The 26496-nt window shown below is 59.0% G+C and carries 28 protein-coding genes; 26 read left to right on the forward strand and 2 right to left on the reverse strand.

From position 1 onward, the window contains the following. Positions 1–130: 130 nt before the first annotated feature. A complete protein-coding gene (gene mutS, locus K5E40_RS21360) occupies positions 131–2713 on the reverse strand; it encodes a DNA mismatch repair protein MutS (protein ID WP_221732468.1) in 2583 nt (860 codons plus the stop codon). A gap of 199 nt (positions 2714–2912) precedes the next feature. Here mutS and K5E40_RS21365 point away from each other — a divergent pair, with 199 nt between their 5' ends. Beyond that, on the forward strand, positions 2913–3656 hold the full coding sequence (locus tag K5E40_RS21365; protein ID WP_221732469.1) for an XRE family transcriptional regulator: 744 nt from the start codon (positions 2913–2915) through the stop codon (positions 3654–3656). 302 nt (positions 3657–3958) lie between these two features. Here the strand turns inward: K5E40_RS21365 and K5E40_RS21370 are convergent, their stop codons facing one another. After that, complete coding sequence (locus K5E40_RS21370; protein WP_221732470.1) at positions 3959–5056, reverse strand: acyltransferase; 1098 nt, start codon at positions 5054–5056, stop codon at positions 3959–3961. Positions 5057–5772: 716 nt separating this feature from the next. Between K5E40_RS21370 and K5E40_RS21375 the strand changes: the two genes are divergently transcribed. From K5E40_RS21375 to K5E40_RS21495, 25 genes are all read left to right on the forward strand, one after another. Further along, entirely contained in the window at positions 5773–6198 is a 426-nt protein-coding gene (locus K5E40_RS21375) for a tail fiber assembly protein (RefSeq protein ID WP_260455896.1), read from the forward strand. A 152-nt stretch (positions 6199–6350) separates the two neighbouring features. Continuing rightward, positions 6351–6797 carry a tail fiber assembly protein gene (locus tag K5E40_RS21380; protein ID WP_311775965.1) on the forward strand — a complete coding sequence of 149 codons (447 nt, stop codon included), beginning with the start codon at positions 6351–6353 and terminating at the stop codon, positions 6795–6797. A gap of 158 nt (positions 6798–6955) precedes the next feature. Beyond that, positions 6956–7294: a phage holin family protein gene (locus tag K5E40_RS21385; RefSeq protein WP_038357950.1), complete on the forward strand. Its 339-nt coding sequence runs from the start codon at positions 6956–6958 to the stop codon at positions 7292–7294. A 70-nt stretch (positions 7295–7364) separates the two neighbouring features. Then, positions 7365–7886, forward strand: coding sequence for a hypothetical protein (locus K5E40_RS21390; protein ID WP_221732471.1), 522 nt, complete (start codon positions 7365–7367; stop codon positions 7884–7886). Between the two features lie 3 nt (positions 7887–7889). Next, positions 7890–8498, forward strand: coding sequence for a phage baseplate assembly protein V (locus K5E40_RS21395; protein WP_221732472.1), 609 nt, complete (start codon positions 7890–7892; stop codon positions 8496–8498). A 14-nt stretch (positions 8499–8512) separates the two neighbouring features. Then, positions 8513–8845 (forward strand): phage baseplate protein, encoded by a 333-nt coding sequence (locus tag K5E40_RS21400; RefSeq protein WP_095188860.1) that lies wholly within the window; start codon positions 8513–8515, stop codon positions 8843–8845. Next, positions 8842–9837, forward strand: a complete 996-nt coding sequence (locus K5E40_RS21405) for a baseplate J/gp47 family protein (protein ID WP_221732473.1) — start codon at positions 8842–8844, stop codon at positions 9835–9837. Before K5E40_RS21400 ends, K5E40_RS21405 begins: the two co-directional genes overlap by 4 nt. Then, positions 9834–10469 carry a phage tail protein I gene (locus tag K5E40_RS21410; RefSeq protein ID WP_221732474.1) on the forward strand — a complete coding sequence of 212 codons (636 nt, stop codon included), beginning with the start codon at positions 9834–9836 and terminating at the stop codon, positions 10467–10469. Before K5E40_RS21405 ends, K5E40_RS21410 begins: the two co-directional genes overlap by 4 nt. Beyond that, positions 10470–12896 carry a phage tail protein gene (locus K5E40_RS21415; protein WP_221732475.1) on the forward strand — a complete coding sequence of 809 codons (2427 nt, stop codon included), beginning with the start codon at positions 10470–10472 and terminating at the stop codon, positions 12894–12896. Positions 12897–12906: 10 nt separating this feature from the next. Continuing rightward, entirely contained in the window at positions 12907–13311 is a 405-nt protein-coding gene (locus K5E40_RS21420) for a hypothetical protein (RefSeq protein ID WP_221732476.1), read from the forward strand. 101 nt (positions 13312–13412) lie between these two features. After that, positions 13413–13598, forward strand: a complete 186-nt coding sequence (locus tag K5E40_RS21425) for a hypothetical protein (RefSeq protein ID WP_047291936.1) — start codon at positions 13413–13415, stop codon at positions 13596–13598. A gap of 2 nt (positions 13599–13600) precedes the next feature. Continuing rightward, entirely contained in the window at positions 13601–14767 is a 1167-nt protein-coding gene (locus K5E40_RS21430; RefSeq protein ID WP_221732477.1) for a phage tail protein, read from the forward strand. Next, positions 14767–15273, forward strand: coding sequence for a phage major tail tube protein (locus K5E40_RS21435; protein WP_008077119.1), 507 nt, complete (start codon positions 14767–14769; stop codon positions 15271–15273). Before K5E40_RS21430 ends, K5E40_RS21435 begins: the two co-directional genes overlap by 1 nt. Positions 15274–15455: 182 nt before the next feature. Further along, positions 15456–16037 carry a phage tail assembly protein gene (locus K5E40_RS21440; RefSeq protein WP_221732478.1) on the forward strand — a complete coding sequence of 194 codons (582 nt, stop codon included), beginning with the start codon at positions 15456–15458 and terminating at the stop codon, positions 16035–16037. A 128-nt stretch (positions 16038–16165) separates the two neighbouring features. Continuing rightward, positions 16166–18640: a phage tail tape measure protein gene (locus K5E40_RS21445; protein WP_221732479.1), complete on the forward strand. Its 2475-nt coding sequence runs from the start codon at positions 16166–16168 to the stop codon at positions 18638–18640. Beyond that, positions 18637–19020, forward strand: coding sequence for a phage tail protein (locus tag K5E40_RS21450; RefSeq protein WP_221732480.1), 384 nt, complete (start codon positions 18637–18639; stop codon positions 19018–19020). Before K5E40_RS21445 ends, K5E40_RS21450 begins: the two co-directional genes overlap by 4 nt. Further along, positions 19013–19225: a tail protein X gene (locus K5E40_RS21455; RefSeq protein ID WP_221732481.1), complete on the forward strand. Its 213-nt coding sequence runs from the start codon at positions 19013–19015 to the stop codon at positions 19223–19225. Before K5E40_RS21450 ends, K5E40_RS21455 begins: the two co-directional genes overlap by 8 nt. Before the next feature lie 9 nt (positions 19226–19234). Further along, positions 19235–20251 carry a phage late control D family protein gene (locus K5E40_RS21460; protein WP_221732482.1) on the forward strand — a complete coding sequence of 339 codons (1017 nt, stop codon included), beginning with the start codon at positions 19235–19237 and terminating at the stop codon, positions 20249–20251. Positions 20252–20398: 147 nt separating this feature from the next. After that, complete coding sequence (locus K5E40_RS21465; protein ID WP_221732483.1) at positions 20399–20983, forward strand: hypothetical protein; 585 nt, start codon at positions 20399–20401, stop codon at positions 20981–20983. Continuing rightward, entirely contained in the window at positions 20980–21162 is a 183-nt protein-coding gene (locus K5E40_RS21470; protein WP_221732484.1) for a DUF2635 domain-containing protein, read from the forward strand. Before K5E40_RS21465 ends, K5E40_RS21470 begins: the two co-directional genes overlap by 4 nt. After that, on the forward strand, positions 21162–22658 hold the full coding sequence (locus K5E40_RS21475) for a phage tail sheath subtilisin-like domain-containing protein (RefSeq protein WP_221732485.1): 1497 nt from the start codon (positions 21162–21164) through the stop codon (positions 22656–22658). Before K5E40_RS21470 ends, K5E40_RS21475 begins: the two co-directional genes overlap by 1 nt. A 67-nt stretch (positions 22659–22725) precedes the next feature. Further along, entirely contained in the window at positions 22726–23073 is a 348-nt protein-coding gene (locus K5E40_RS21480) for a phage tail tube protein (RefSeq protein ID WP_007908779.1), read from the forward strand. Continuing rightward, the gene (locus tag K5E40_RS21485) at positions 23070–23366 is read left to right on the forward strand and encodes a phage tail assembly protein (RefSeq protein ID WP_007908778.1); all 297 of its coding nucleotides are present in this window, start codon (positions 23070–23072) and stop codon (positions 23364–23366) included. The genes K5E40_RS21480 and K5E40_RS21485 overlap by 4 nt, the downstream gene beginning before the upstream one ends. Positions 23367–23496: 130 nt before the next feature. Beyond that, the gene (locus K5E40_RS21490; protein ID WP_221732486.1) at positions 23497–25272 is read left to right on the forward strand and encodes a phage tail protein; all 1776 of its coding nucleotides are present in this window, start codon (positions 23497–23499) and stop codon (positions 25270–25272) included. Beyond that, entirely contained in the window at positions 25259–26494 is a 1236-nt protein-coding gene (locus K5E40_RS21495) for a DNA circularization protein (protein ID WP_221732487.1), read from the forward strand. The genes K5E40_RS21490 and K5E40_RS21495 overlap by 14 nt, the downstream gene beginning before the upstream one ends. Positions 26495–26496 lie beyond the last annotated feature (2 nt).

Genomic DNA, 26496 nt, shown 5'->3' on the forward strand with positions numbered 1-26496 from the left:
CCCCTTCACGGTAGGGGGCGCCAGGTTCGGGAGCGATGTCTGCCAGCCAGGCTATTAGCCAGCAGCATCCCAAACCGCGCGAGATTCTACCAGCTTGAAGCCGTTTGCGTTATATCCGCTTCTTTAGTGCTTAGATCCGGTTCTTCAGTGCATATAACATTTCGAGCGCCCGACGCGGGGTCAGGTCATCCAGATCCAGTTTAGCCAACTCATCCAGTACCGGATGCGGCAGGCTGGCGAACATGTCACTTTGCTGTGGCGTCGCCGGTTTGCCCTTGGCCGCAGGTTTCGGCGCTTCATGTGGCAAAGCCGTGTCTTCCAGGCGGCTCAAATGTTCACGGGCACGTACGATCACTTCGCTTGGCACGCCGGCCAGTTGTGCAACCGCCAAGCCATAGCTCTGGCTGGCAGGTCCAGGCAGGACGTGGTGCAGGAACACGATGCGTTCGTTGTGCTCGGTGGCGTTGAGATGCACATTCGCTACCAGTGGCTCAGCTTCAGGTAAAACGGTCAGTTCGAAATAGTGCGTAGCGAACAACGTATAGGCGCGTAGATGCGCCAAACGCTCGGCCGCCGCCCACGCCAGCGACAGACCGTCGAAGGTGCTGGTGCCGCGACCGACTTCGTCCATCAGCACCAGGCTGCGCTCGGTGGCGTTATGCAAGATGTTGGCGGTTTCGCTCATTTCCACCATGAAGGTCGAACGGCCACCGGCCAGGTCATCACTCGAACCGATCCGGGTGAAGATCCGGTCGACCAGTGACAATTCGCAGCTGGCTGCCGGTACGAAGCTGCCGATATGCGCCAGCAGCACGATCAATGCGGTTTGGCGCATGTAGGTGGATTTACCGCCCATGTTCGGGCCAGTGATCACCAGCATGCGCGTGTTGTCATCCAGGCTCAGATCGTTGGCCACGAACGGCGTGGTCAGCACTTGCTCGACCACCGGGTGACGACCCTGAGTGATGCGCATGCATGGCTCGCTGACGAAACGCGGGCAGTTCAGGTCAAGGTTCAGCGCACGTTCGGCGAGGTTGCTCAGCACGTCCAGTTCGGCTAGCGCACCGGCGGTGTCCTGCAACGGGGGCAACTGGCTGATCAGATCTTCCAGCAGCGCTTCGTAGAGCATCTTTTCGCGGGCCAGGGCACGGCTCTTGGCCGACAGCGCCTTGTCTTCGAACTCTTTCAGTTCCGGCGTGATGAAGCGTTCGGCGCCCTTGAGTGTCTGGCGGCGAATGTAGTCCGCCGGGGCCGATTCTGCCTGTTTGCTCGGCAACTCGATGAAGTAGCCGTGAATGCGGTTGTAGCCGACTTTCAGGTGGGAAAGACCGGTGCGGGCTTTCTCCCGCGCTTCCAGATCGATCAGGAACTGGCCGGCGTTTTCACTCAACGACTGCAGTTCGTCGAGTTCGTTGTCGTAACCGGTTTTCAATACGCCGCCGTCACGGATCACCGCAGGCGGGTTGTCGATAATGGCTTTTTCCAGCAGCGCCGCCAGTTCCGGGTAGGTGCTGGTGGTGGTGGCCAGACGTTGCAAGTGCGGCGCTTCCAGATCGGTCATTGCCACTTGCAGTTGCGGCAGTGCGCCGAGGGCATCACGCAGCCGCGCGAGGTCACGTGGACGGGCATTGCGCAGACCGATCCGCGCAAGAATGCGCTCGATGTCGCCGATTTCCTTGAGCTGCGGTTGCAGCTTTTCGAAGCGGTAACCGTCGAGCAGGCAGGTGATCGAGGTCTGGCGCGCCAGCAATACAGTCAGATCGCGCAGCGGACGGTTCAACCAACGGGTCAGCAGGCGGCTGCCCATGGCGGTCTGGCAGCGATCGACCACCGATTGCAGAGTGTTGTCGCGTCCACCGGCCAGGTTGGTGTCGAGTTCCAGGTTGCGCCGGCTCGCGCCGTCCAGTACCACGGTGTCGTCGAGACGTTCGTGGCGCAGGCTGCGCAAGTGGGGCAGGGCGGTGCGTTGGGTTTCCTTGGCGTAGGCCAGCAGGCAACCGGCAGCACCGATGGCCAGGGTCAGGTTTTCGCAGCCGAAGCCTTTCAGGTCCTGGGTGGAGAATTGCTGGCAGAGACTTTTCAGCGCCGAGTCTCGCTCGAAATCCCACGGCGCACGGCGACGCACGCCACGGCGTTTTTCCGCCGGCAGATCTTTCGGCCAATCGTCCGGGATCAACAGCTCAACCGGGTTGACCCGCTCCAGTTCCGCCAGCAGGTTCTCCCAGCCTTTGATCTCCAGCACGGTGAAGTTGCCACTGGTGATGTCCAGCACGGCCAGGCCGAACAAACGCTCGTCACCCAATACCGCCGCAATCAGGTTGTCGCGGCGCTCATCGAGCAGCGCCTCGTCGCTGACCGTGCCCGGGGTGATGATCCGCACCACCTGACGTTCTACCGGGCCTTTACTGGTGGCCGGGTCGCCAACCTGCTCGCAGATCACCACTGACTCGCCGAGCTTGACCAGTTTCGCCAGATAACCTTCCGCCGCGTGATAAGGAATCCCGCACATCGGAATAGCCTGTCCGGCCGACTGCCCGCGCGCGGTCAGGGTGATGTCCAGCAACTTGGCGGCCTTCTTCGCGTCTTCGTAGAAGATCTCGTAGAAGTCGCCCATGCGATAGAACATCAACTGATCCGGGTGCTGGTTCTTCAGGCGCCAGTATTGCTGCATCATCGGGGTGTGGGAGGACAGGTCGGAGACGGCTTTATTCATCGGATTGTCAGGCAACTCGTTCAAAGGTGTAGGGCAAAAGCGAGGCATCCGCCGGGCTTTTGCGCGATGGGCGCAAGGTTACCATGGGCAGTCTGCCCGACGCAGGCATGACGGCTCGCTGGCACTTTTCTAATCCATGCGTGGTTTATGCATGAATTATGCAAAACAGCATTTGTCTTCACGAAAAACTTCAAGCACTATGCGCGTTATGCAAAAACGCAACGTATCCTCCGTCTTAAGAGCACTGCTCGACCAGCACGGGATCTCCCCTACGGAGCTCCACCGTCGCACCGGCGTGCCTCAATCCACTCTCTCGCGGATTCTCAGCGGGAAGATCGTCGATCCTTCGGATAAACACATCTCGAAGATCGCCGAGTACTTCAATGTAAGCACCGATCAGTTGCGCGGGCGCGCGGATGTTGCGCCGTCGGCCGGTGTCGCGCGTGGTGACGTGCATGCGGAACTCAAGGACATAATGCTGTGGGACGACGACACCCCTGTCGATGATGACGAGGTGTCGGTGCCCTTCCTTCGTGAGGTTGAATTGGCAGCAGGATCAGGAAGATTCGTCATCGAAGAGAGCGAGCGCTCTAGCCTGCGCTTCGGCAAGCGCAGCCTGCGCCATAACGGCGTGCAATTCGATCAGGCCAAGTGCGTGACGGTGCGTGGCAACAGCATGTTACCGGTGCTGCGTGACGGCGCCACGGTCGGCGTGAACGCGGGCAAGTGCGGTATTGGCGACATCATCGATGGCGATCTCTATGCAATCAACCACAACGGCCAGTTGCGGGTGAAGCAACTCTATCGGCTGCCTACCGGTATCCGCCTGCGCAGCTTCAATCGCGACGAACATCCGGACGAGGACTACACCTTCCAGGAAATCCAGGAAGAGCAGATCGTCATCCTCGGTCACGTCTTCTGGTGGGGCATGTACGCCCGCTAAGCAGACCAATGAAATAAAAAAACCGCCCTTTTGGCGGTTTTTTATGTTTAGAAATCCTCGACCTTATTTATGACAGGTGCATCAACTCAGCTGAGCCTTAGTGGCTGGCTTTCTCCCGGGTAAATCCAGCCTCAGACAATCTGCTGCTTGCAAAAGCGGCTGATGGGAAGAGCGTTTTTTATGAAGTGATCTGCGGTCGGAAATCAGCCCCGTCCTCTTCAGCTATCGTCTGCTAAAAAAGCCAAATTCAACAAGAGTCGCCGTAGAATCTTGAAGATCTACGGCAACCAATTACAACGTTATTAATGTGACGCTGGTGTACGGCGTTGGCGAGTCAGGTTAGATAGATCGACGCGTCGAACCTGATTTATAACGGGGCGTGCCAACTTGATTCCCCATATTTCGATAGTTTTGTGCATGACGTAACAGGACAAGAACAGCATAACTGTAATTGCAAATTTCTCCCATGTCTCTGGAAGTCCGATAGCCTTTAACATCATCGCGAAGTAATCCCAGATCCAATTGTGGAACAGATAAACCGAATACGTTAGATCAGACATTAATCGAAGTACTTTGCTATCCTGCAAGTGTGCGCGGAAGAGCAAGGCGCTCAAGAAAATCAGCAGTGCGTACGTTGCATAATGGCTAGCTCCCCAATATGGGTGGCTAGAAGCTATCGAACTCATGGACATATAGAACATCGCCCCGCTTGCCAGTGTACATATTGCTCTGGAAGCTAATCGCCGCTCTGCTAGATAAAGAAGCGAGCCGATGAACAAAAATGGAGCATAAGCATTTACATAGCCAAATGAAAACACTCCCCAGCTTGGGAAAGCCGGAGATTTGTAAAGTGCGTATACCGCCAAAACAAAAATGGGCGGGAGCAGCTTTGGAATGCTTAAAATCCTGGTTGCCTTCATCACGTACATGAAAAGATAGAACATGATTTCAATGCGCAAGGTCCATTCTACGCCGGCCAGCGCTGGGTCCATATTATAGAAATCGCCAATAAGAAGTGCACGCTTGATCAGAAGACTGATGGCTGGTATGTCTCCGCCGTGGACGTAATGCCGTAGTACTACCTCTAGGAGAATCGCAGTCACATACAGTGGATATATTCTAAATATGCGTTTTATTAGAAATTCAGTCGCAACTTCTTTTTGCAGTACGTGGGTGATGATATACCCGGAGGTCAAAAAGAAAACGACGACCCCTGCAGCCCCACCCAGGCAGAGAGGCATAAGAGCTTCTGCAATGACTCGTATAGTTAAATGCAGGGTTCCGTCATTGGCCGTATCTACAAGGATGCCAAAAAGCTTATGACCTACAAGCACACTTATGAAAGCAAATACGCGCATGTAATCGAGAAAAACGATTCGACCTTTGGTTGAATCGGACATGGTTGCATCCTTGTTTAATTTTGTAGTTTACGGAGCGCTTTCAATCGTGCGACGCGCAGGGATGCGCGATCATACAGGGATGCGGTTCATTTATCGATATGGGTCTCAGACCGTATATGTCTGGAGGACGTTAGACCTGAGCGTGGCATCGTATCTGCCAAAGGGAAAACCTCATGCTCGATACGCCCGTTGATCTGATCGCCTTCACATGAAGCCCGCCTCCTCGGCGGTTTTTTTTCGCCTGCAGAACTCCCCCAAAGCCTTTGCAGACGGGCCGCTCATGCATCAACGCATTTCTAGCGCATAAATAAATGCATTTACGCATTGACTGGGTATGCGTTCGTGCATATTATTGCCACCAAGCCGCTCGACAAAGCGGCTGGAAACGAAAGCTCTTTAGTTCCACAAGAACAGGCAGCGATGAACCGGCCTCAACGGTTCAGAGGGTTGGCAACTGACCCGGGTGTGCAGCGTAAAGCACCAGAAGCAGTTATCCGGCGGGCAGGGACCGCGGTCGGAAAAACAATTTGAACGGACTCGTACCGCGCCAGTAGCGCCGAAAAGTCAGCTTCCTTCATGGGCATAGGATTTGAAGGAAGGCGAAGGAGCGCATTACTGAAAAGCCCGGCGGACTGCCGGGCTTTTTGGAATGCCTGCCCCGATGCAGACAGATAAATCTATGCCGCGAAACCGGCGATCAAATAAGGATGTTAGCAATGAGTTTGAAAAAATATGCACGCGTAGTGAATGGCAAAGTCGACAACATCTTCGAAACGGTCAATCTGATCACCGAAGAGTTTCCCAGCGACCAAGTGTGGGTCGACGTTACCGCTACCGCCGCTGGCCAGGTTGACTACGGCCACAACGCGGTCAACACCGACGGCGTCTGGTCTTTCGCCCCCGAGTTCCCTTGGGGCCAATCTGTGTTGGGTGAACAACTGCGCAATGAAAAAACGCGTCGGTTCGACAATTTAATCACCCGTGTCGTGTCTGCCGGGCTGCAATACAAAGTTGATCTGGGCATTGCCACTACTGCGGAGCAGCTGTATCTGAGCGCGTTCAAGGAGTACTGCGTGGCTTTCACTCAGGTCAATAAACAGCCTGATTTTCCGGTGACCATCGTTTGGCCAGAGTTGCCGTAAGTCGCGAGAGTTAATTAATTATTGAAAAGCCCGGTCAATTGCCGGGCTTTTTGGAATGCCTGCTTGGAGCTCTCATCGCGCCGTGGATCCTTGAGCTGAACGACAGGTTTGCACAAAACAATGCAGTGCCTGAACTTTATAAGGAGTTGAAAGTGAATCGTTATGTCTACATTGGCAGTGCCTACGCCACCAACTTTGCGCTGGTTATCCAGATTCTGGATACGGAGGAGGGCATGCCGACTGCGCCGATCGAGGGAGTATCGGGCATATGGGTTGATGCAACTAGCAATACAGCAGTTCAAGTCGGCTGGAAGGCTTTTCAGTCCTGGCAACCGAATGGCACCAGCGTATTTGTTTTTGTTGAGCTGACCGAGGAAGACCACCTCGTGATCGCACGTGCCCGCCTTCGCAAGGAGCTGGATGACGCCGTCGAATGGCTGAATTTCCACCCTCTGCATTACAAGCACGATCTGGGTATTGCTACGTCTGAAGAAGAGGCAAAGTTGCTCGCTTACAAGCAGTACTTCGTGGCTCTTGGCGAAGTGAACAATCAACCCGGCTACCCTGCCTCGATCAACTGGCCAGTGATCCCCTTCTGATTTCGTCATGAGCGGCAGTGCAAAAACTGCAGTGCAAAAGCGAGAGCGCATTACTGAAAAGCCCGGCCCCAATGCCGGGCTTTTTGGAATGCCTACCTCAAGAGAAAACGATTGAACCCAACACACACCATTCATCAATCACCCCCAGGAGGCGTGACATGACAAGCGAGCAACAAGCGTTGGCGGACATGCCGATCTGGCTGGTCATCCTACTCGCCGTAGTGGGCGGGGTGTCCGGCGAAATGTGGCGCGCCGACAAGGAAGGCGCCCGCGGCTGGTCATTGCTGCGGCGCCTGGCCCTACGCTCCGGCGCCTGCATGATCTGCGGCGTCTCGGCAATCATGCTGCTGTATGCCGCAGGATTGTCGATCTGGGCCGCCGGCGCCTTTGGTTGCCTGACCGCAATGGCTGGCGCCGACGTCGCTATCGGTCTTTACGAGCGCTGGGCCGCCAAGCGCATTGGCGTCTGCGAAGTCCCGCCGCGCGACCAGCCTTAACCCTGACTGTTTTCCGTGCCGCCATTTTGGCGGCAGGGCTTCGCGTGGACGATTGAAAAGGAGGTCATGTATGCCCACACCGATCCAGCAGCCGTCGCAACTGTTCACAGCCATTGCGACGACGTTGCGCAACACCGCAGGACTCACCCTCAGTGTCGGCAATCAAGATGATTTCAATGCTCCCGGCGATCAGGCCTGGGTGCTGATCGACTTCGACCGAAATTCGTCGGGAGTTCGCTCCGCCGATGGGCGAATTGCTCATGTCATGACGTTGTCGCTGCAAGTCATCCCGGCGCTTTCCGCCACGGCATTTGTCGCCTGCGATCTGATCGCCGTGCTGAAAAACCTGATCACCGACAACCGCTGGAATCTGCCTGGCGATCAATGCGATTTGCCGATGAATATTGATGGCTTGCCATCACTACTCATCCGCGCCGATCAGCAATACAAGGCCTGGACATTGACGTTCAACCAGACCCTCTACCTTGGCCCGACGCTGCTCGACGATCCACTCGGCACGCCGAAATTCGCCCGTACCTGGGAAGTCAGCAATATCGACGACCCCGACCAATACACCGCGCTGGAGGCCTGACCGATGTTCGACGCATTACTGCGTATGCAACTGGGCCCGATCATCGAGCGCCTGGCCGAGATGGAAGCGGAAATCGAAGACCTGCATCGGCGTGCCGAGAGCTACTGCCGCATCGGCGTCTGCCAGACAGTCGACGCGGCGAGCAACACCTGCACGGTCAGCCACGGTGGCCTGCTCACGCCGGCCATCAAGTTCTTCAATCCGAGCGCCGGAGCGCAGAGCGAATCGCGGATCCCGACCGTGGGTGAGCAGTGTCTGCTGTTCAACTACGGCAGCGGTGAAAGCGGTGCGCAATCGGTGGCGTTGTTCGGTTTGAACAGTGATCGCTTTCCGCCGACTTCGACCGTACCGACGCTGACGCGCCGCGTGCATCAGGACGGCAGTGAAAGCGGTTACGACGACGCCTCGCACACCCTTCACTGGCAGAACGGTCCGGCAGCGTTCAGCGGTTCTCGCGAATCGCTTGAGCTGAGCATCGGCCCGGCGCGACTGGTGCTGACCCCGCAGGCCATCAACCTGCAAGTGGGCGCCGTCGGCCTGACCATCGACGCTTCGGGCGTTCACTTCAGCGGCCCGCTGGTCGATCACCAGGGCCGCGTCATCAGCCCCTGATTCAAGAGCTTCCCATGATCGGAATCGATAGAGACAGCGGGGCCACGGTCGACGATTGGCTGCAGTTTGTGCAGCGCGCGACCCGGGCTCTGACCACGCCGCTGGGCACCCGGCAAAAACGGCCCCTGTATGGCTCGCTGATCCCCTCGCTGCTCGGGCAGAACCTCGGCGACGACGTTTTGCTTCTGGCTCAGAGCCACGCAGCGCAAGCGTTCTACAACAAGCAAAACGGCATCGATGATTTTCAGCCGCAAGTGATTGTCGCCAGCCGTCAGGGCGCCGGTCTGCTGCTGCGTTTCGCCGGCACCTGGAAAAACCGTCAACAAACCTTCGAGGTCGTGACATGAGCATGTTGATCCCCGGCCAGAACCAATTGGCCGAACCCGCGCTGATCGCCGTCGACGCCTTCGAAGACCTGCTCGCCGAGTTCAAAAGCTTCGTCATCGAATACGTCGGCGCCCGCTCGCCGGACAGCGCAGCGAAACTCAAGACCAGCCTGGAAAACGAAAGCGAACTGCTGACCCTGGCGCTGGAAGCCTTCTGCGTTCGGCTGCAAACCCACGAGCGTAAATACAACGCCCGCATCAAGCAGATGCTGGCGTGGTGGGCGACCGGCAGCAACCTCGACGCACGGCTGGCGGACATGGGCCTGGAGCGGCAGTTGCTCGATCCGGGTGATCCGGCCGCATTCCCGCCAGTGCCGGCGATTTACGAAAGCGACGACGACGCCCGGTTGCGTTATTACCTGGCGCCGCACGCACCGGCGGCGGGTTCGCGGATGCAGTATCGTCGCGAGGTGTTCACCCTGGGCGAACGGCCGACGGTGAAAGTCGAATCCACCGATGCCGGTGTGGTGAATGTCACTTACACCTTCAACCCGGATGGCCTCGCCGCGCAGGTCAAGGACGGCAATGGACGCCGCACCGCGCCGGGCGAAGTACAGGTCACCGTGCTTGCGCGGGACGGTGACGGCACGCCATCCGAGGCATTGCTTGAAGGCGTCCGCCAACATTTCGCCCGTCCCGATGTGCGACCTGAAACCGATCTGGTTACCGTCAAGGCTGCCGAGATCCAGCACTACAAAATACGCGTCGTCGCCAAGATCAATTCCGGTCCCGATTCGGGCCTGACCCAAGTCGCTGCGCAGCAACAATTGCAGGCTTACGCCGACAGTTGTCATCGCCTCGAAGGACGGGTCGATCCGAGCTGGATCGACTACACGCTGCACAGCGCCGGTGCCGTGCAATTGCAGATTCTGGAGCCGCTGGCGCCGATCGTGACGACTGCGTTTCAGGCGCCGTACTGCACGGCAGTCGAGGTCGAGGTGCTGACGCTATGAGTGAGCCAACGCAACGCCCGACGCTGCTGCCGGCCAACAGTTCGGCGCTGGAGCGAGGATTGGATTTGGGCTTCGGCGCATTGCTTGATCGCATCGCGCCGCCGTTTCCCGAACTGATGAATCCGAGCGAAACGCCGGTCGCATTTCTGCCGTATCTCGCAGCGGATCGCGGCGTCGCCGAATGGAGCACCGCCGCGCCTGAAACGGAAAAACGCCTGACCGTCGAACTCGCCTGGCCCACCGCGCGCCAGGCCGGCACTCGCAAGGCACTGGAAAACGCCGCCAAGGGTTTGCAACTGCGTCCGGAAATCCGCGCCTGGTACGAACAGACGCCGCCCGGCGCGCCTTACAGCTTCTCCGTACGCGCCTTCAGCGAACAACCCTACAGCGAAGAAATCGACGCCCGTCTCGACCGACGCCTGGCCGATGCCAAAAGTGAACGGGATGTGCTGTCGGTCTCGGTCGGGTTGAGCGCATTCGGCAGCCATTACATCGGCGCCGCGACCTTTTGCGGCGAGCTGACCACGGTTTATCCGGTGTTCATCGAAGGGCTCGAAACCTCGGGAGAGGCGTTCATGGCCGCTGGTATGTACACCGTCGAAACATCCACAATTTATCCTCAGGGGGCCTGAATGGCTGACTATTACACCCTGCTCACCAACGCAGGGATTGCCTACGAAACGGCATGCAAAGCCGCGGGCGTGCCGATCAAGTTGACGCAGATTTCCGTCGGCGACGGCGGCGGCGCGGTCTACAACCCGGCCGCGACGGCCACGGCGCTGAAACGCGAAGTCTGGCGCGGGCCGCTCAACGCGCTGTTCCAGGACGAGAAGAATCCGAGCTGGCTGCTTGCTGAAGTGACCATTCCGCCGGATGTTGGCGGTTGGTATGTGCGAGAGGCGGGGCTGTGGACTGATACCGGAATTCTCTACGCCATCGTCAAATATCCAGAGTCGTTCAAACCGGTTCTGGCGACGTCGGGTTCGGGTAAAGAGTTCTACATTCGCTCGATATTCGAGACCAGCAATGCATCGCTGGTGACGTTGTTGATTGATGACACGGTGGTCAAGGCGACCCGTGCATGGGTCATGAGTTACCTCGCCGAAGAACTTGGCAAATTGGATGGCAAACAGTCGGTGCGCGTTGCGGCAACCGGCAATGTCGTGTTGAACGGTGCGCAGCAGATTGATGGTGTGGCCGTGATTGCCGGCGACCGTGTTTTGCTGGCCAATCAAACCCTGGCCAAGGATAACGGCCTGTGGATTGTCGCCAACGGTGACTGGGTCCGGGCGAGCGATGCCAACAGCAGCGCCAAGGTCACTCCGGGGCTGACGGTGATGGTCGAGGAGGGCACGGCGAACGGCGATTCGCTGTGGCACCTGACCACCAATGCGCCGATCACCCTCGGTGCTACTGCACTGACGTTCAAGATGTTGGCGGGGCGCACAGGGATTGCTGCCGGGACTTACAAGAGTCTGACCGTTGATGAATATGGCCGGGCGACGGCGGGTGCGAACCCTGAGACGCTGGCCGGGTTTGGCATCAAGGATTCGTACACCAAGGCTGAAGTTGAAGCGTTGATTGCCAAGGCGTCGGCGCTGCCAGTGGGCTCGATTGTCGCGTTCCCTGTTGATGCACCGCCGCCGGGTTTTCTGGAACTGGATAACAGCGTAAGGAGCAGTGCGACTTACCCGGACTTGAGCGCCTATTTGGGCGGCAAGTTCAACAAGGGTGATGAGGGCGTCGGGAATTTCCGGCTGCCTGAGGCGCGTGGGGAGTTTTTGCGCGGCTGGGATCATGGGCGTGGTGTGGATGCCGGGCGTGCTGCCGGTAGCTTTCAATCTGACAGTCTAAAGGCGCACTACCATTCCATTCCGACCGGGTCGGGAGGTGGGCAGGCTGTTGATCCAAATGGGGAGACACCAACTGTAGTGTTGAAGGATACGGCCGCGGACTGGATTCTACGTACGGAAGGTGACAACGCCGAGCTGACTATTGGTCGCGTCAGGACCTACAACTTTGGTGCGGCTACTGAAACCCGCCCCCGCAACATCGCCGTCATGTGGTGCATCAAAGCCTGGAACGCCCCGGTCAATCAGGGAACCATCGATGTAGCCGCACTGGCCAAGGAAGTCGAACGCCTCAAGTCTGCTGTTCCGGTGGGCGCTGTTCTGGCATTCCCGACAGGGATCGTTGCACCCGGTTATCTGGAGCTGGATGGCAGTGTGCAGAGCATTGCGACTTATCCGGATCTGGCGGCTTATCTCGGCACCACCTACAACAAAGGCGATGAAGGGGCGGGTAATTTCCGTTTGCCGGACGCGCGTGGTGAATTTCTGCGTGGCTGGGATCATGGGCGCGGCGTGGATGCTGATCGAACCGTTGGCAGTTGGCAGAACCACCAGCTCCAGTCTCACTTGCATGCTCTCCGTCATACAGTCACTACTGCAACAGGATCCGGTTCCGGCCTGGCCGTTGTAATCAGCGGTGCTGGAACTGGCGCCAACTCGGATGTCCCAATAACGGGAAACGTGGGCGCCGAAACCCGCCCGCGCAACCTCGCCGTCATGTGGTGCATCAAAGCCTGGAACGCCCCGGTCAACCAGGGAAGCATCGATATTGCGGCCGTGTCTGTTCTGGCACAGCAAGCCACTGAGATGAATCAAGGTACGGCAAAAGTTGCCACGCAGGCACTCACTGAGTCAGGCACAGATGACGCTACTATCGTCACGCCGAAAAAATTGCGTTTAGGATTTCAGATTCTCAAAGCTGCGAACGGCTATGTGGTTTTTCCATCGTGGCTGGGAGGCCTCATTATCCAATGGGGCTACTCGTCGATTCCGGCAGTGTCGACGACGGTTCCATTTTCCTTGAGTTACCCAAATGCGTGTTTCTGCGTTCAAACCTCACCGTTTAACGTCTCGGGTGCAGCTGATGTTGCTGAGTTGACTTCGGTACCTGGCAAAAACGGATTTACGGCTGTCGGGGTAAGTTCGGGGACTTCAGGGGCTCCTGTGCAAACAGCGACCAATTTTTATTGGCTCTCGATTGGTCATTGATGGTGGACATATGAAATACGTAACTTTTGATTCTCAAGGCATTCTTGAGTCCCGCCTTATTCGCGGTGTAAGCGATATTCCAAAAGGTGCTGTCGAGGTTGATGAGGGCCTATGGATGCGCATAACTCAGGAACTTGATGGCGTATGGAAACTGACTGATGACGGGTCCATTTTCAAGCATGCGCTCCCCGAATTGCACCCTGTCGAATATTCCCCTGAGGAAATTGAAGCTTTGAGGCGTCGTGCGTACGCCGACCCCATTACCGGATCGGACCGACTATTCGCTGAGGCCCAGCGCATGGAGGTTATGGGCGAAACCGGTTGGGAGAGCGTTCGTACTGCGGGCATCCAAAGATTCAATGAAATCCAGCAAGAGTTCCCGTGGGTGACTTCCAAAGCACAACTCATGGATTGAACGCCCCGAACCCCGGGGCGTTTTCTTATCCGCCCAAAAACACTCAACACCCGCCAAGCCCCTCCCCACGAGGGGCTTTCCCGTTTATGGAGAAACGAAAAATGGCAACCCGCCAAACCTACACCGTGCTCGTCCCATTCCCCACCGGCGGTGGGCACTGGTCGAGCGTCGGTCAAGACCTTGATCTGCTCGACGTCGAGGCCAGTGCGCTGCACAGCGCCGGTCGACTGGAACTGAAAACACCTACCACCCAGGCCAAAAAGGCCGCTGCCAAGAAGGCTGACTGAACATGGCTGAGGTTTTGAACTTCGAGCACAACGGCATTACCGTCAATGCCACCGAATCCCCCGAGGCCATGGGTGGCCTGGGTGACAACGTCATCGGTCTGGTCGGCACCGCGCCGAAGGCCGATCCGCTGATTCCGCGTAACGCCCCGTTCCGCATCAATAGCTTTACCACCCATGCACTGCTCGATCCGACCGGTTCGGAAGAGGGCACGCTGTACCACGCGGTTTACCAGATCCTCAAAGTGGTCAAGGTGCCGGTGTACGTGGTGATCGTCGAGGCGGGCGCGACCCCGGCCGACACCGTCAACGCAGTGATCGGCGGCGTTGAGCCGGCGACTGGCCGCAAGCTCGGTCTGGCCGCACTGGGCAGCGTCCCGGAAGACCTGACCATCATCGGCGCGCCGGGCTTCACCGGCACTAAAGCGGTGGCCAGCGAGTTCGCCTCGTTCGGCAAGCGCATCAAGGCCCGTGTGGTGCTGGACGGCAAGGACGCCTCGGTTGCTGATCAAGTGCTGTACAGCCAGGAACTGGGCGGCGCCGATCTCGGTTTCGACCGTTGCCTGGTGGTGCACAACATGCCGGCCGTGTACTCGAAAGCGGCGAAGAAAAACGTCTTCCTCGCGCCGTCCAGCCTGGCGATTGCCGCGCTGGCCAAGGTCAAGCAGTGGGAGAGCCCGGGCAACCAGGTGACCTACGCCGAAGACGTGTCCCGCGTTGTGGAATACAACATCCTCGACACCTCCACCGAAGGCGATCTGCTCAACCGTTACGGCGTGAGCTACTACGCCCGCACCGTGCTCGGCGGCTTCTCGCTGCTGGGTAACCGCTCGATCACCGGCAAGTTTATCAGCTACGTCGGCCTCGAAGATGCGATCAGCCGCAAGCTGGTCAAGGCCGGCCAGAAAGCCATGGCCAAGAACCTCACCAAGTCGTTCATGGATCAAGAGGTCAAGCGCATCAACGACTGGCTGCAAACCCTGGTCGCCGACGAAACCATTCCGGGCGGCAGCGTGTATCTGCACCCGGAACTCAACAGCGTCGAGAAGTACAAGAACGGCACTTGGTACGTGGTCATCGACTACGGCCGTTACGCGCCGAACGAACACATGGTTTATCAACTCAACGCCCGCGATGAAATCATCGAGCAGTTCCTGGAGGACGTTCTCTAATGTTTACCAACCGCGTAAGACAGGCCATCGCGGCCACCCTGCAAGGCCTGCCGCTGTCGGCGACCGTAGAAGAATTTACTCCGCCGAAGATTGATTTCGAGATGGAGAACATGACCGGTGGCCGTTTCATCATTGAGGAAATGGCCAAGAGTGCCAAGGCGCTCAATGCTCAGATCAAGCTGCAAGGCACGGGCGCAGAAGTGTTGCTCGCCATGGGCGTGAAACTGGGTGACGACATCCTGCTGAACGTGCGTGAAGCCGGTCAGGATCAGGACGGCAATACCTGGTTCACCTACCACACCATCGGCGGCAAGCTCAAAACCATGGGTGAGGACGCCATCAAAATGGGTGGCAAAGCCCTGACGACGCTGGACTTCTCCTGCCGTACCTACAACCGCCTGGAAAACGGCATTCCGGTGATCGACATCGACGTACGCACCCAGAAGTTCGTACTCAACGGCGTCGACATCCTCGGTGATGCACGTCGTGCTGTGCTGATGCCGTAACGCTGTAAGCCAGCCCGGCACCTGACCCTGTGGGAGCGGGCTTGCTCGCGAATGCGGTGTGACAGTCGACACTCATTCATCTGACAGGCCGCCTTCGCGAGCAAGCCCGCTCCCACATTGGGCCAGTGTGACTGGCCGATGTTTAGCAACACCCTCCTCAAGAATCACCAAGGAATTCATTCATGTCGTGGATGCCACCCCAGCATGACCTGTTGTCGCCGATCACCGGTGACGACGGTGCGCAGATCGAAACGGTCCAGCTCAAGCCACTGTTTTACGCCGCGCAAAAAGAAGCATTGGAACGCGCCGGCGATGACGAAGACGATCAGTTCTTCGAACTGGCGCTGCTCGCCACTGGCCTGTCGGTCAAGGAGCTCGATCAGCTCAAACGCCCGGACTATGTGAGCATTGCCCAATACGTGCACGAGATGTCGACCCGTCCGGCGTCTTACTTTCTGGAACAAGTCGAAGACGCGCAAAAGTCCGACGACCCCGATCAGGTGCCACTGCTGCAACCGCTCGCTGTGACCGGCCGCACCGTGACCTCGCTGAGCCTGGAAATGCCCGCACTGCGCGCCACCAAAGTGATGAAGAAACTGAAAACGGCCAAGGAACGCGCCGAGTTCATCACCGCCCACTGCGCCGGCCTGATGATCCCCGATCTGGCTCACTTGACCGTCCCGGACTGGACCCAGTTGCAGGTGCGCATAGACGATTTTTTAAACCAGCCGGCGGCCTACTTTCGGAACGCGACATCGAAGTAATCCTCGATATCGTCCCGCTCATTTACTCGGTAAGTGAGGCGGAGATTCTGGAATGGGACGCCGAAAAGGCGTTGCGCCGCTACGACATAGCGATCACTCGCCTTGGCGTGAAACAGGAGTAGAGCGGCATGGCAGACACATCGTTTTCGCTGATGTACGCCGCGCAAACCGGCGGCGCGGGTTCCGGTTTGTCGGCAGGGGGATCGGCCACAGACAGCCTGATCAAACCACTGTCCGAACTGAAAGAGGCGCTGATCACGGCCAGCCTGGACATCCGCAGTCTGGTGCGTGAACAGATCAAACTCGGCGCCGTTGTCCTGGGGCTGAACACAGCCTTGGCATCGTTCAAGGTGCCAATGGTAACTGCCGCGCCGGCGGCTGGCGGTGAGAGCAAGTCAAAGCTCAAGGCTGAGATTGAACAACGCTCGCCTCCGGCCTACCTGCAATCGGACATGGCCCTGGAAGCCGCCATGGCCCAGATCAAGCAGGTTCAAGGCCTGAGTGGCGACCTCGACACGCTGTCGAAAGCCAACCTTAAACTGGCCACCGACAAACGAGTTGCCGGCAGTGGGGCGACGGTCGTGGATCTGGTGCAGGTCGAAGTCGCGGCTGGCCGATCCGGGATTGGCGCGGGTCTCAAGGGCGCCGACAAGGAACAGGTGCTGCTGGACTTTGCCCAGGATGCAGCGGTCAATGCGTCGGCGTTCGGCATCAGCCTGAAGTCGGCCGGTGAAATGCTGTCGGCCTGGCAAGTGTCGATGAAACTGGATCGCACTCAAGGTCAGCTGCTGGCCGATGCGACTCAGCATCTGGGCAACAGCGGACTGAATGCGACGGCTGCCGACATCGGCTCGGTCGTGCAGCAATCCGGCGAGTCGGCCGTTGCAGTGGCGATCCTGCCCGAGCAGTTGGCGGCGCTGTCAGCCGCGTTGCTCAACGCTGATGTCGACAAAGCCGATGCCGGCGCGGCGGTGAAAAGTATCAGCGCAGCCCTGGGCAAAGGCATCCAAGGCTCGGCGGCCGAGCAGTCGGCGTGGAAGGCGTTGGGCCTTGATCCTGGCAAGTTGACCGAAAACGTACCGGACAACCTTGTCAAAGCGTTGGCGGCATTGAAGCAACAACCGGCAGAGCAGCAAACGGAGCTGATCAAGACACTTTTCAGTGGCGACGACGGTGTACGCAAACTGCTGGCGAAACCCGAAGACCTGCAAAAAGCGTTTTCGCTGGTCGCTCCGGCCAAACTGGAAGGAACGTCGACGCTTGTGCCCTCGCAAGCGACCCAGAGCAGCCTCGCATCGCCATTCAAGGGTGAGGGGGGCGTGCGCCAGTGGATGGGCAAGCCCGGGGAGGCAAAGGCGCCGCTTTCATTGCTCGAGCCTAATGATCCACTGACACCGGCTTACAGCGGCGCGATTGAACGCAGTGCCGAGCCTGCGGGCAAAGACCCTCAGCGAAGCTGGAACGCGTTCGATGCCAGTCTCAATCGTCTGATCACGGCGTTGGCGCCGGATGCGACCGGCACGCTGGACTCGCTGACGAATATGACTAATGGCGTGGCCGATATGGCTGAAGCCCATCCCAAGACCTCGACGGCGTTGGCCCTTGCGGGCGTTGGACTGTCGGCCATCGTGGTGGCGGTGATGGCCAAGGCATTCGGCAATTTCACCGACAAACTGCTCAAGGGCGTCGCTTCAAAATTGCCGCTCGGTCTTGGCGGTTTGATTGCCGATATTGAAGACCCGAAAGCCAAGAAAACGTCTGCCGGAAATGGCGCGGGCCATGACTGCTGCTGTAAACCGCTGGGTGGTGGGACGGGCGACAAACTCAAGCCTCGCCGGTCAAGCATCAAGCCTCGAGTCAGACGTGAACAAACCGGTCGAGGCGGGAAAAGCCCCCGCACGGTGACCCCTCGGCCACCACGGATCAGTGCACCGCCGGCGTCGCCCGCACGACCCGTTCTGCCCCGCATGTCCGGCACGTCCTGGCCGGCAAGCATGACGGCATTTGCTGGGTCATCAGCCGTCAGTCCTGCACCGGCCGCTTCACTGTCCGGTTCTTACGCCAGGGCAGGCAGACTGCTTGCCAAACGGGCACCGCCGCTGCGGTTGCTCAGTGCCGGATATGAAATGGTCACCGGCGTCATGAAGGGCGATAAGCGTGCCGTCGTGTCGTCCGGGGCCTCGTTGGCCGGGTCTTCTGCTGGGGCCGCCGTCGGTGCAGCACTTGGCACGTTGATTTTGCCCGGTGTGGGCACGGCAATTGGCGGGTGGCTCGGAAGCATGGCAGGGGGCGCGATCGGTGATTCCCTGGGCGACAAGCTAGGGACACAAGTCGATCGTCTCGGCTCACCTGCACAGGTCAGTAAAGACCTCATCGCGACCTCGGCGACCTCCACGATCCCCGGGGCACCTGCCACCACAGCCGCCAGCCAGCCGGTCACGTTCAACTCAACCATTAACATCAATGGTCAGGACCAGACCAGCGCCCAGGCACTGGCCAATCTGGTGGTGCAAACAACCATGGGGCAGTTGGGCCAGATCATGCCGACCAATCCCCTCGCCACACGTCGTGACGCAGCCCTGACCGATGGAGTCGCCACATGAAACAACAAATGGCCCTGGGCAGTTTCATCTTTGGCCTGTCACGCGGCTTTGCCTACAGCAGTTTTCTGCGCAAGTCCGACGGCGGCTGGACGGAACTGCAGATTCTCACCAGCAAACCCAAGTCCCATCAAATTGGCCAGAAACCCGAAACCCTGACCATCACCGGTAAATCAATGTACGACGTGGCCATGGATCGGCTGGATGAGCTGCGGGCGCTGCAAGCCCTTCGTGTGCCGCTACCGCTGATTGATGGCATCGGCCGTAATTGGGGCCTGTGGCGAATCACCATGGTTCAGGAAACCCAGACCTGCATCATCGATGATGGTACGGCGATGGTGGTCGACTGGACCCTTGAACTGGCGGAGTTCAACAATGCGTAAGGTCCGAAGCATGGCCGGCGATTCGGTCAATCTACTGCTGTACCGCGAGTCGGGCCGGTCAGACGATCAGGCCGAAGAAGCGTTGTGGAAACTCAATTCAACCCTGGCCGAGCACGGCCCGATCCTGCCTGCGGGCATCTGGGTGACATTGCCGGAACTCGACAGCAGACCCGCCGCGATCAAGCCGGTTTTGGCGTGGGATTAAGGAGGTTGCATGGCACAGGGATTTACACCGGCGATCGAAATCTACGGGGCCAACCATGCCCTGCTGAACCAGCGCCTGATCAGTTGGGAACACATTGATGCCGCCGGGATGGAGTCCGATCAGCTGACACTGGTGATCGACCTGGAAGGCCTTGAAGGCTTGCCGACCCTGGGCGGAAAAATCGGCCTGCGGGTTGGCTATCTGGAGTCCGGGCTGGTCGAAAAGGGCCAGTTCAAGGTGACTCGACTGACCCCGACGCTGTTCCCGTTGCGCCTGACGCTGGTCGCTACTGCAGCGCCTTTCAGCGGCAAGGATGAGACCCGATTCAAGGAACGGCGCACGGCCAGTCATGGCCCCACCACCCTTGGCGCACTGTTTCGCGAACTGGTCTCGCCGCACGGTTTTTCGCCGCGCGTCGATCCCGAGCTGGCGCTGATCCGGATTGCTCATGTTGATCAGTCGAACGAAACCGACATGAGCTTCATCACGCGGCTGGCGCTCAAGTACGACGCGGTGGCCAAACCGTTCAACGACCTCTACGTATTGGCGAAACCTGCGCAGCTCAAAAACCTTTCGGGCCAGGTGATACCGAACGTCAGGCTGTCGGTGACCAGCAACAATCGCCCGGGTGATCACGCCTTCATCAGCGCCACACTGGAAGAGACGGCTCGTACCCAGAACCAGGGATGCAAGACCTGCTTCTGGGACATCGCCGCCGGCAAACTGCGCGAGGTGATAACCGGTTCCGAGCCCTACAAGGTCATTCGCCAGAAACAGGCCAGTGAAGAAGAAGCCAAAGCCATCGGCGAAGCCGAAGTGCGCAAGATGCTGCGCGAGAAATACAAGCTGAAGGTCACCTGCCCAGGCGATCCGCTGCTGGCCGCCGAAGGCCTGTTGGTGCTCGATGACACCTGGCCGGACTTCATGCGCGGTCGCTGGTCGATCAAAAAGGTCACCGCCAGCGGCAAGCGCGAGGAAAGCTATCGCTGCTTGATCGAGGCAACCGGCCTCGACTCCAAGACCTGACCCCTGCACAAACTCAATGTGGGAGCGGGCTTGCTCGCGAAAGCGTTGTGTCAGTCGCCATCGATGTTGAATGCGCCGTCCCCTTCGCGAGCAAGCCCGCTCCCACATGGGGGCCTGCGGTAATTCCCATCATTCTGGAACACCACCATGAAGATCACCCCGATCCTCACGCAGTTGCGTGCGCAATGCCCTGGCCTTGCCAATCACATTGCCGTCGGTGTCGATCTGGCGTTGCTGCAAGGCAACGCCGATCTGCCGACACCTTCGGCCCACGTCACACCGCTGGCCGATCTCGCCAGTAACAGCACCGCCCAAAACCTCACCACCCAACCGATCCGCGACCGCTTCGACATCGTTCTGGTGCTTGACGCCAGCGACGCTACAAAAGCGCTGGATTTGTTGCACGACCTGCGCGCCGAACTGTGGCGTGCGCTGGTGGGTTTCAAAGCCGATGCCGACTACAGCGCCATCGTTTATGACGGCGGCGAGATGGTGTCGATCAACAGCAGCCGCGTCTTTTACCGGCTGCGCTTTTTTGCCGAGTTCCAGCTTGGCCGCAATCTGCCGAGTCAGCCTGCGGAAAGTTGGCACGAACGTGAACTGGACGGTTTGTCGTCCTTTACCGGGGCCACCGTGCGGGTCGATGCGATCGACCCCGCTGACCCCAACCTGAAACGCCCGGGCCCCGATGGGCGCGTGGAACTGACTTTCTCTGGAGACGTAACCCCATGAGCAATCGCATCACCGTAGTGCCGGCCGCTGGTCGTGCCGTGCCAGACCCGGAGGCGGGCGATCTGCTGCCTCTTGAAGGCCGTGAAGTGCTGGACAGCGCCTGGTGGCGCCGACGTCTGACCGACGGCGATATCACACTCAAAACCGCAAAAGCGGCTAAACCACAGGGAGCCAAATAATGGCGATCGGATTCAGCAACATCCCCGCGGACATTCGTGTACCGCTGTTCTATGCCGAAATGGACAACTCGGCCGCCAATAGCGCGACCTCGGCCATGCGCCGTTTGATCGTGGCCCAGGTCAACGACAACATCGCGCCGACCGAAGTAGGCAAACTGGTTTTGGTCTCCAGCGTCGCGCTGGCGAAAAGCATCGGCGGCCAAGGTTCGATGCTCGCCTCGATGTACGAGACCTTCCGCAAGGCTGACCCGATCGGCGAGATCTGGTGCCTGCCGCTGCACAACGTTGAAGGCGCTATCGCCAAAGGCGTGTTGACCCTGACCGGCACCGCGACTCAGGCTGGCGTGCTCAACCTGTATGTTGGTGGTGTGCGTGTGCAAGCCACCGTGGTCAACGGTGCCACGGCGGCACAAGCGGCCACTGCGCTGGCGCAGAAAATCAACGCCACCGCCGATCTGCCGGTCAGCGCTGCGGCTGCTGAAGGTGTAGTGACCCTGTCCGCGAAATGGACTGGCGACAGCGGCAACGACATCAGCCTGCAATTCAATCGCCTGGGCAAGAGCAACGGCGAAGAAACCCCGGCTGGCCTGACCACCGCGATTACCGCCATGACCGGCGGCGTCGGTGTACCGGATCAGGTCGCTGCGGTCGCGGCGCTGGGCGATGAGCCGTTCGAATTCATCGCGCTGCCATGGTCGGATCTGTCGACCCTCAACACCTGGCAAGCGGTCATGGATGACAGCACCGGTCGCTGGTCTTGGGCCAAGCAACTGTTCGGTCACGTCTACAGCGCCAAGCGCGGCACTGTCGGCACTCTGGTCGCCGCTGGCCAGGCCCGCAACGACCAGCACATGACCATTCAGGCGCTGGAGCCGGGCGTACCGCAACCGGTTTGGGTTCAAGCCGCTGCACTGGCCGCACGCACGTCGGTGTTCATCTCCGCCGACGCCAGCCGTCCGACCCAGAGCGGCAGCCTGCCGGGTGTCGACCCGGCGCCGGCGAGCGAGCGTTTCACCCTGACCGAGCGTCAGTCGCTGCTCAACTACGGCATCGCCACGGCTTACTACGAAGGCGGTTACGTGCGCATCCAGCGTTCGATCACCACTTACCAGAAGAACGCTTACGGCCAGGCCGACAACTCCTACCTGGACAGCGAAACCATGCACCAGTCGGCGTTCATCGTGCGTCGTCTGCAAAGCGTGATCACCAGCAAATACGGTCGCCACAAACTGGCCTCCGACGGCACCCGCTTCGGCGCCGGCCAGCCAATCGTTACCCCGAGCACCATTCGCGGTGAGCTGATTGCCCAGTACGCCAAGCTCGAACTGGAAGGCCACGTCGAGAACGCCGAACTGTTCGCCGAGCACCTGATCGTCGAGCGCGATGTGCAGGACCCGAGCCGCGTGAACGTGCTGTTCCCGCCGGATTACATCAACGGTCTGCGCGTGTTCGCACTGCTCAACCAATTCCGTCTGCAGTACGACGACGCGGCTTGATAACCGCGTTTAGCGTCAAGCATTCAGCCCACCTCGCGTGGGCTTTTTTATTGAAGGGAGTAACACCATGGGTCAACTGATTGCAGGCACCTGCTACGTCAAAGTCGACGGCGCGCAACTGACTATCAATGGCGGCTGCGAAGCCCCGCTGATGGCGGTCAAACGCGAAACCGTCGTACCCGGCTTCTACAAGGAAACCGATATCGCGCCGTCGTTCAAAGTGACCGCGCTGCACACCGCCGACTTCCCGCTGAAGAAGCTGATCGAAGGCACGGACATCACCGTCACCTGCGAATTCAGCAACGGCAAAGTCTACGTGCTGGCCGGTGCGTACCTGGTCGAAGAACCCGTTTCCAAAGGCGATGACGCCACCATCGAACTGAAATTCGAAGGCATCAAGGGGACCTGGCAATGAGCGGCGCCGTGAAGCTTCAAGTTGCGATCGAAGCTCACGGCGAGCCCCTGACCGAACTCGTCCTGCGCCGTCCGACGGTGCAGGAAGTGCGAGCGATCAAGGCGCTGCCGTACAAGATCGACAAGAGCGAAGAGGTCAGCCTCGACATGGACGTCGCGGCCAAATACATCGCGGTGTGCGCCGGCATTCCGCCGTCGTCGGTCAACCAGTTGGATCTGGCTGACCTCAACGCGCTGAGCTGGGCCGTTGCGAGTTTTTTCATGAGTGCGGCGTCGGCGCCATCACCGACCTGATCGCCGTCGCCTATGACCTGGCCTGGTTCTGGAAGGTTGACCCCGAACAGATGATGGCCAGGCCACTGGATGTGCTCCGCGAATCGCTGGAGCACGCGCAACGGATCAACGCGATGCAGCAGGTGCAGTGATGGCAGACACAGATAGCAACCCCAAAACATCGGTGCTGATTACCGGCATCGATGAGTTGTCGCCCAAACTCGGCGCCCTGCGAGTGAAAGTCGATAGCTTCAAGAAAAACCTCGAACAGACCGGCCTCGGCAAACTGGATATCAGCGGGCTGTTCAAGGGCGGCAGCGTGATCACGCCGTTCGTGGACGGCATCAAGTCGGCGGCGGCATTTCAGGGCAAATTGACCGAAGTCAGCGAGGCGGCGAAAACCGTCGACCTGCCTGCCGCACCGAAAGTGGCTGCGCAGAACATGAACGTGTTCAGTGCGGCGATGGAGAAGGTCTCGGCTGCCGTGGATGCGGCGTTGGTGCCGGCAGTCGGCGCGTTGGTGGTCGGGCTGGAACCGATGCTGAACCAGGTCAGCAGCCTGCTCGCCGACAACCCGAAACTGGTCGAAGGCCTGGCGGCGGGGGCGATTGCCTTCTCTGCCATGCAAACCGCCGTCACCGGTATGACCCAGGTCATGGACGTCATGAGCATGGTGCTCAAGACCAATCCGATCATGTTGATCGCGATGGGCATCGCGTTGGCGGCCGGTTTGATTTATGCCAACTGGACGCCGATCAGCGCTTTTTTCAAGGGCATGTGGGAGGGCGTGAAAAACGCCGGCGCAAGTGCGATGGCGACGTTGCGCTCTGTGCTCGACTGGCGACCACTGGACGCACTGGCGGCGCTGTGGGGCCCGGTCACGGGATTTTTCTCGGGCATTTGGGACAAGGTCAAAGCGGTTACCGCACCGGTCTTTGACTTCTTCAAAAGTGTTTTCTCGTGGTCGCCCGCCGGCATGATCCTGGAAAACTGGGCGCCGCTGACCGGTCTGTTTTCGGCGATCTGGGAATTGCTCAAGGCCTTGAGTGTGCCGGTGATGTCGTTCCTCAAGGGGCTGTTCGACTGGACACCGTTGGGGATGATCATCAACAACTGGGGGGCGATCACCGGGTTCTTTGCCTCGATCTGGACGGCGCTGCAACCGGCGGCACAAGCCATCAAGGACTTCTTCGGCACGTTGTTCGACTATTCCCCTCTGGGGATGATCGTCAACAACTGGGGCAGTATCGTGGCCTTCTTCGAACCGGTCTGGGCCGCATTGCAAACTTCGGCTCAGCAAATCAAAAGCTTCTTCCAGAGCCTGTTCGAGTGGTCGCCGCTGGAACAGATTGCGACGTACTGGCAGCCGATCAGCGAAGTATTTTCGGCGCTGTGGGGTGTGGTGCAGGCGCTGGCTGCGCCGGTACTGGAGTTTCTGCACAACATGTTCGAATGGACGCCGTTGGGGCAGATCATCAAGAACTGGGGGCCGATCACCGAGTGGTTCGGCGAGTTGTGGCAAAAGCTGCAAACCGTCATTGCGCCGATCAAGGAGTTGTTCGACTGTGGTTTCGCCGGGTTGATCGCCAAGGTCACCGGCAAGGTCGAAACCTTGACTCAGGCGCAACAGCAGACCAATGCAGAAGGCAAGGGGGAACTGGCGCCGGCGTTCTTTGGCGCAAGCCCTCAAACATCGTCCAACGGTGTGTTGCAGGGCGGTTCGCTGCCACAAACCTCCAGCGCCCTGATCCAGCAAAGCGCCGCCAACAACCGTACGCAACTCGAAGGCGGCCTGACCGTGCGCTTCGAAAATGCGCCGGCGGGGCTGCGCACCGATCAACCGCAAACCAATCAACCGGGCCTGGCGCTGTCTTCGCGCATTGGCTATCGCTCGCTGTCGGCAGGAGGTTCCAATGAACTGGCGTGACCGTTTGTTGCCGGCATCGTTTCGCGGTGTCGGGTTCTGGATCGATCAGGCGAAAACCCCGGTCGGTCGCAAAGGTCAGTTGCATGAGTATCCGCAACGCGATCTGCCGTTTTTCGAGGACCTTGGCCAGCAGGCCAAGACCCATGATCTGACGGCGTTCATCATCGGTGCCGACTGTCTGGAGCAGCGCGACAAGCTGCTCAAGGCACTGGAGGCGGGCAGCGGTGAGCTGGTGCACCCATGGCTCGGCCGCCTGCAAGTCAAGGTCGGCGAATGCGACATGACCCACACCCGCCAGGACGGCGGGTTGGTGACTTTTGCGTTGAAGTTTTACCCCGATAAACCGCTGCCTTTTCCGACCGCCACCGTCAGCACCCAGAAAGTGCTGCTGGCCAAAGCCGACACACTGTTGGGTTCGGCAGTGGCGCGTTTCGAACAGGCGATGACTCTGATCAAGGCTGCGCGAATCGGCATTGCCAATCTGCGCAACAGCCTTACCGGGGTGTACGAGGTGATCAAGGAACAGCTCAAACCGCTGATCGAGCAGTACAGGCAAATCACCGAACTGGTCAAAGCGGTCAAGGAATTGCCCAAGGAAGTGGCGGCCGAGTTCAAGGGCTTGCTTGGTGATATCAAAGAACTCAAGGAATTCGCGAAGGAAGGCTACCGTGGCGTGATTGCCGACGTGTCCCAACAACTCGAAGCCATCCGCAAGGCTGATGCGCCGAAGATCACCACCGGTAAGGACACCAACGCGGCGGCGCAAGCCATGGCCGATCTGGTGCAGGACACGCTGCTGGTGAAAGTGGCGCAATGGGTGGCGTCGATGCCGATAGCGACCCCTGCGGTGAAATTGTCATCGACACCGTCGGTGGCTCAGCAGGCGGATCAACCGGTGACCCGTCAGGAAGTACCGGTGACCGATGAGATGAAAGCTCTGCAGAAGGCTATCGGGGCGGCCATTGATCCGATGCTGGACAAGGCCGATCCCAAGCATCACCAGGCAATCAATGATGTAAAGGAAGCGCTGATCGCGCATCTCAAGGCTGTGGCGTCATCCGGTGTGCGACAGATCAGTAAATCGTTCCAGGAAAGCCTGCCGGCGCTGGTCGTGGCCTACAAGCAATTTGCCGATGCTACACGGGTGACTCAAGTGACTCAGAGCAATGCGATGAACCATCCGGGCTTTTCACCTAACGACGTGAACGTGTCCAGGGAGTAAGC

It is taken from the genome of Pseudomonas baetica (assembly GCF_019733355.1).
In the GTDB taxonomy this organism is placed as follows: Bacteria; Pseudomonadota; Gammaproteobacteria; order Pseudomonadales; family Pseudomonadaceae; genus Aquipseudomonas; species Aquipseudomonas baetica_A.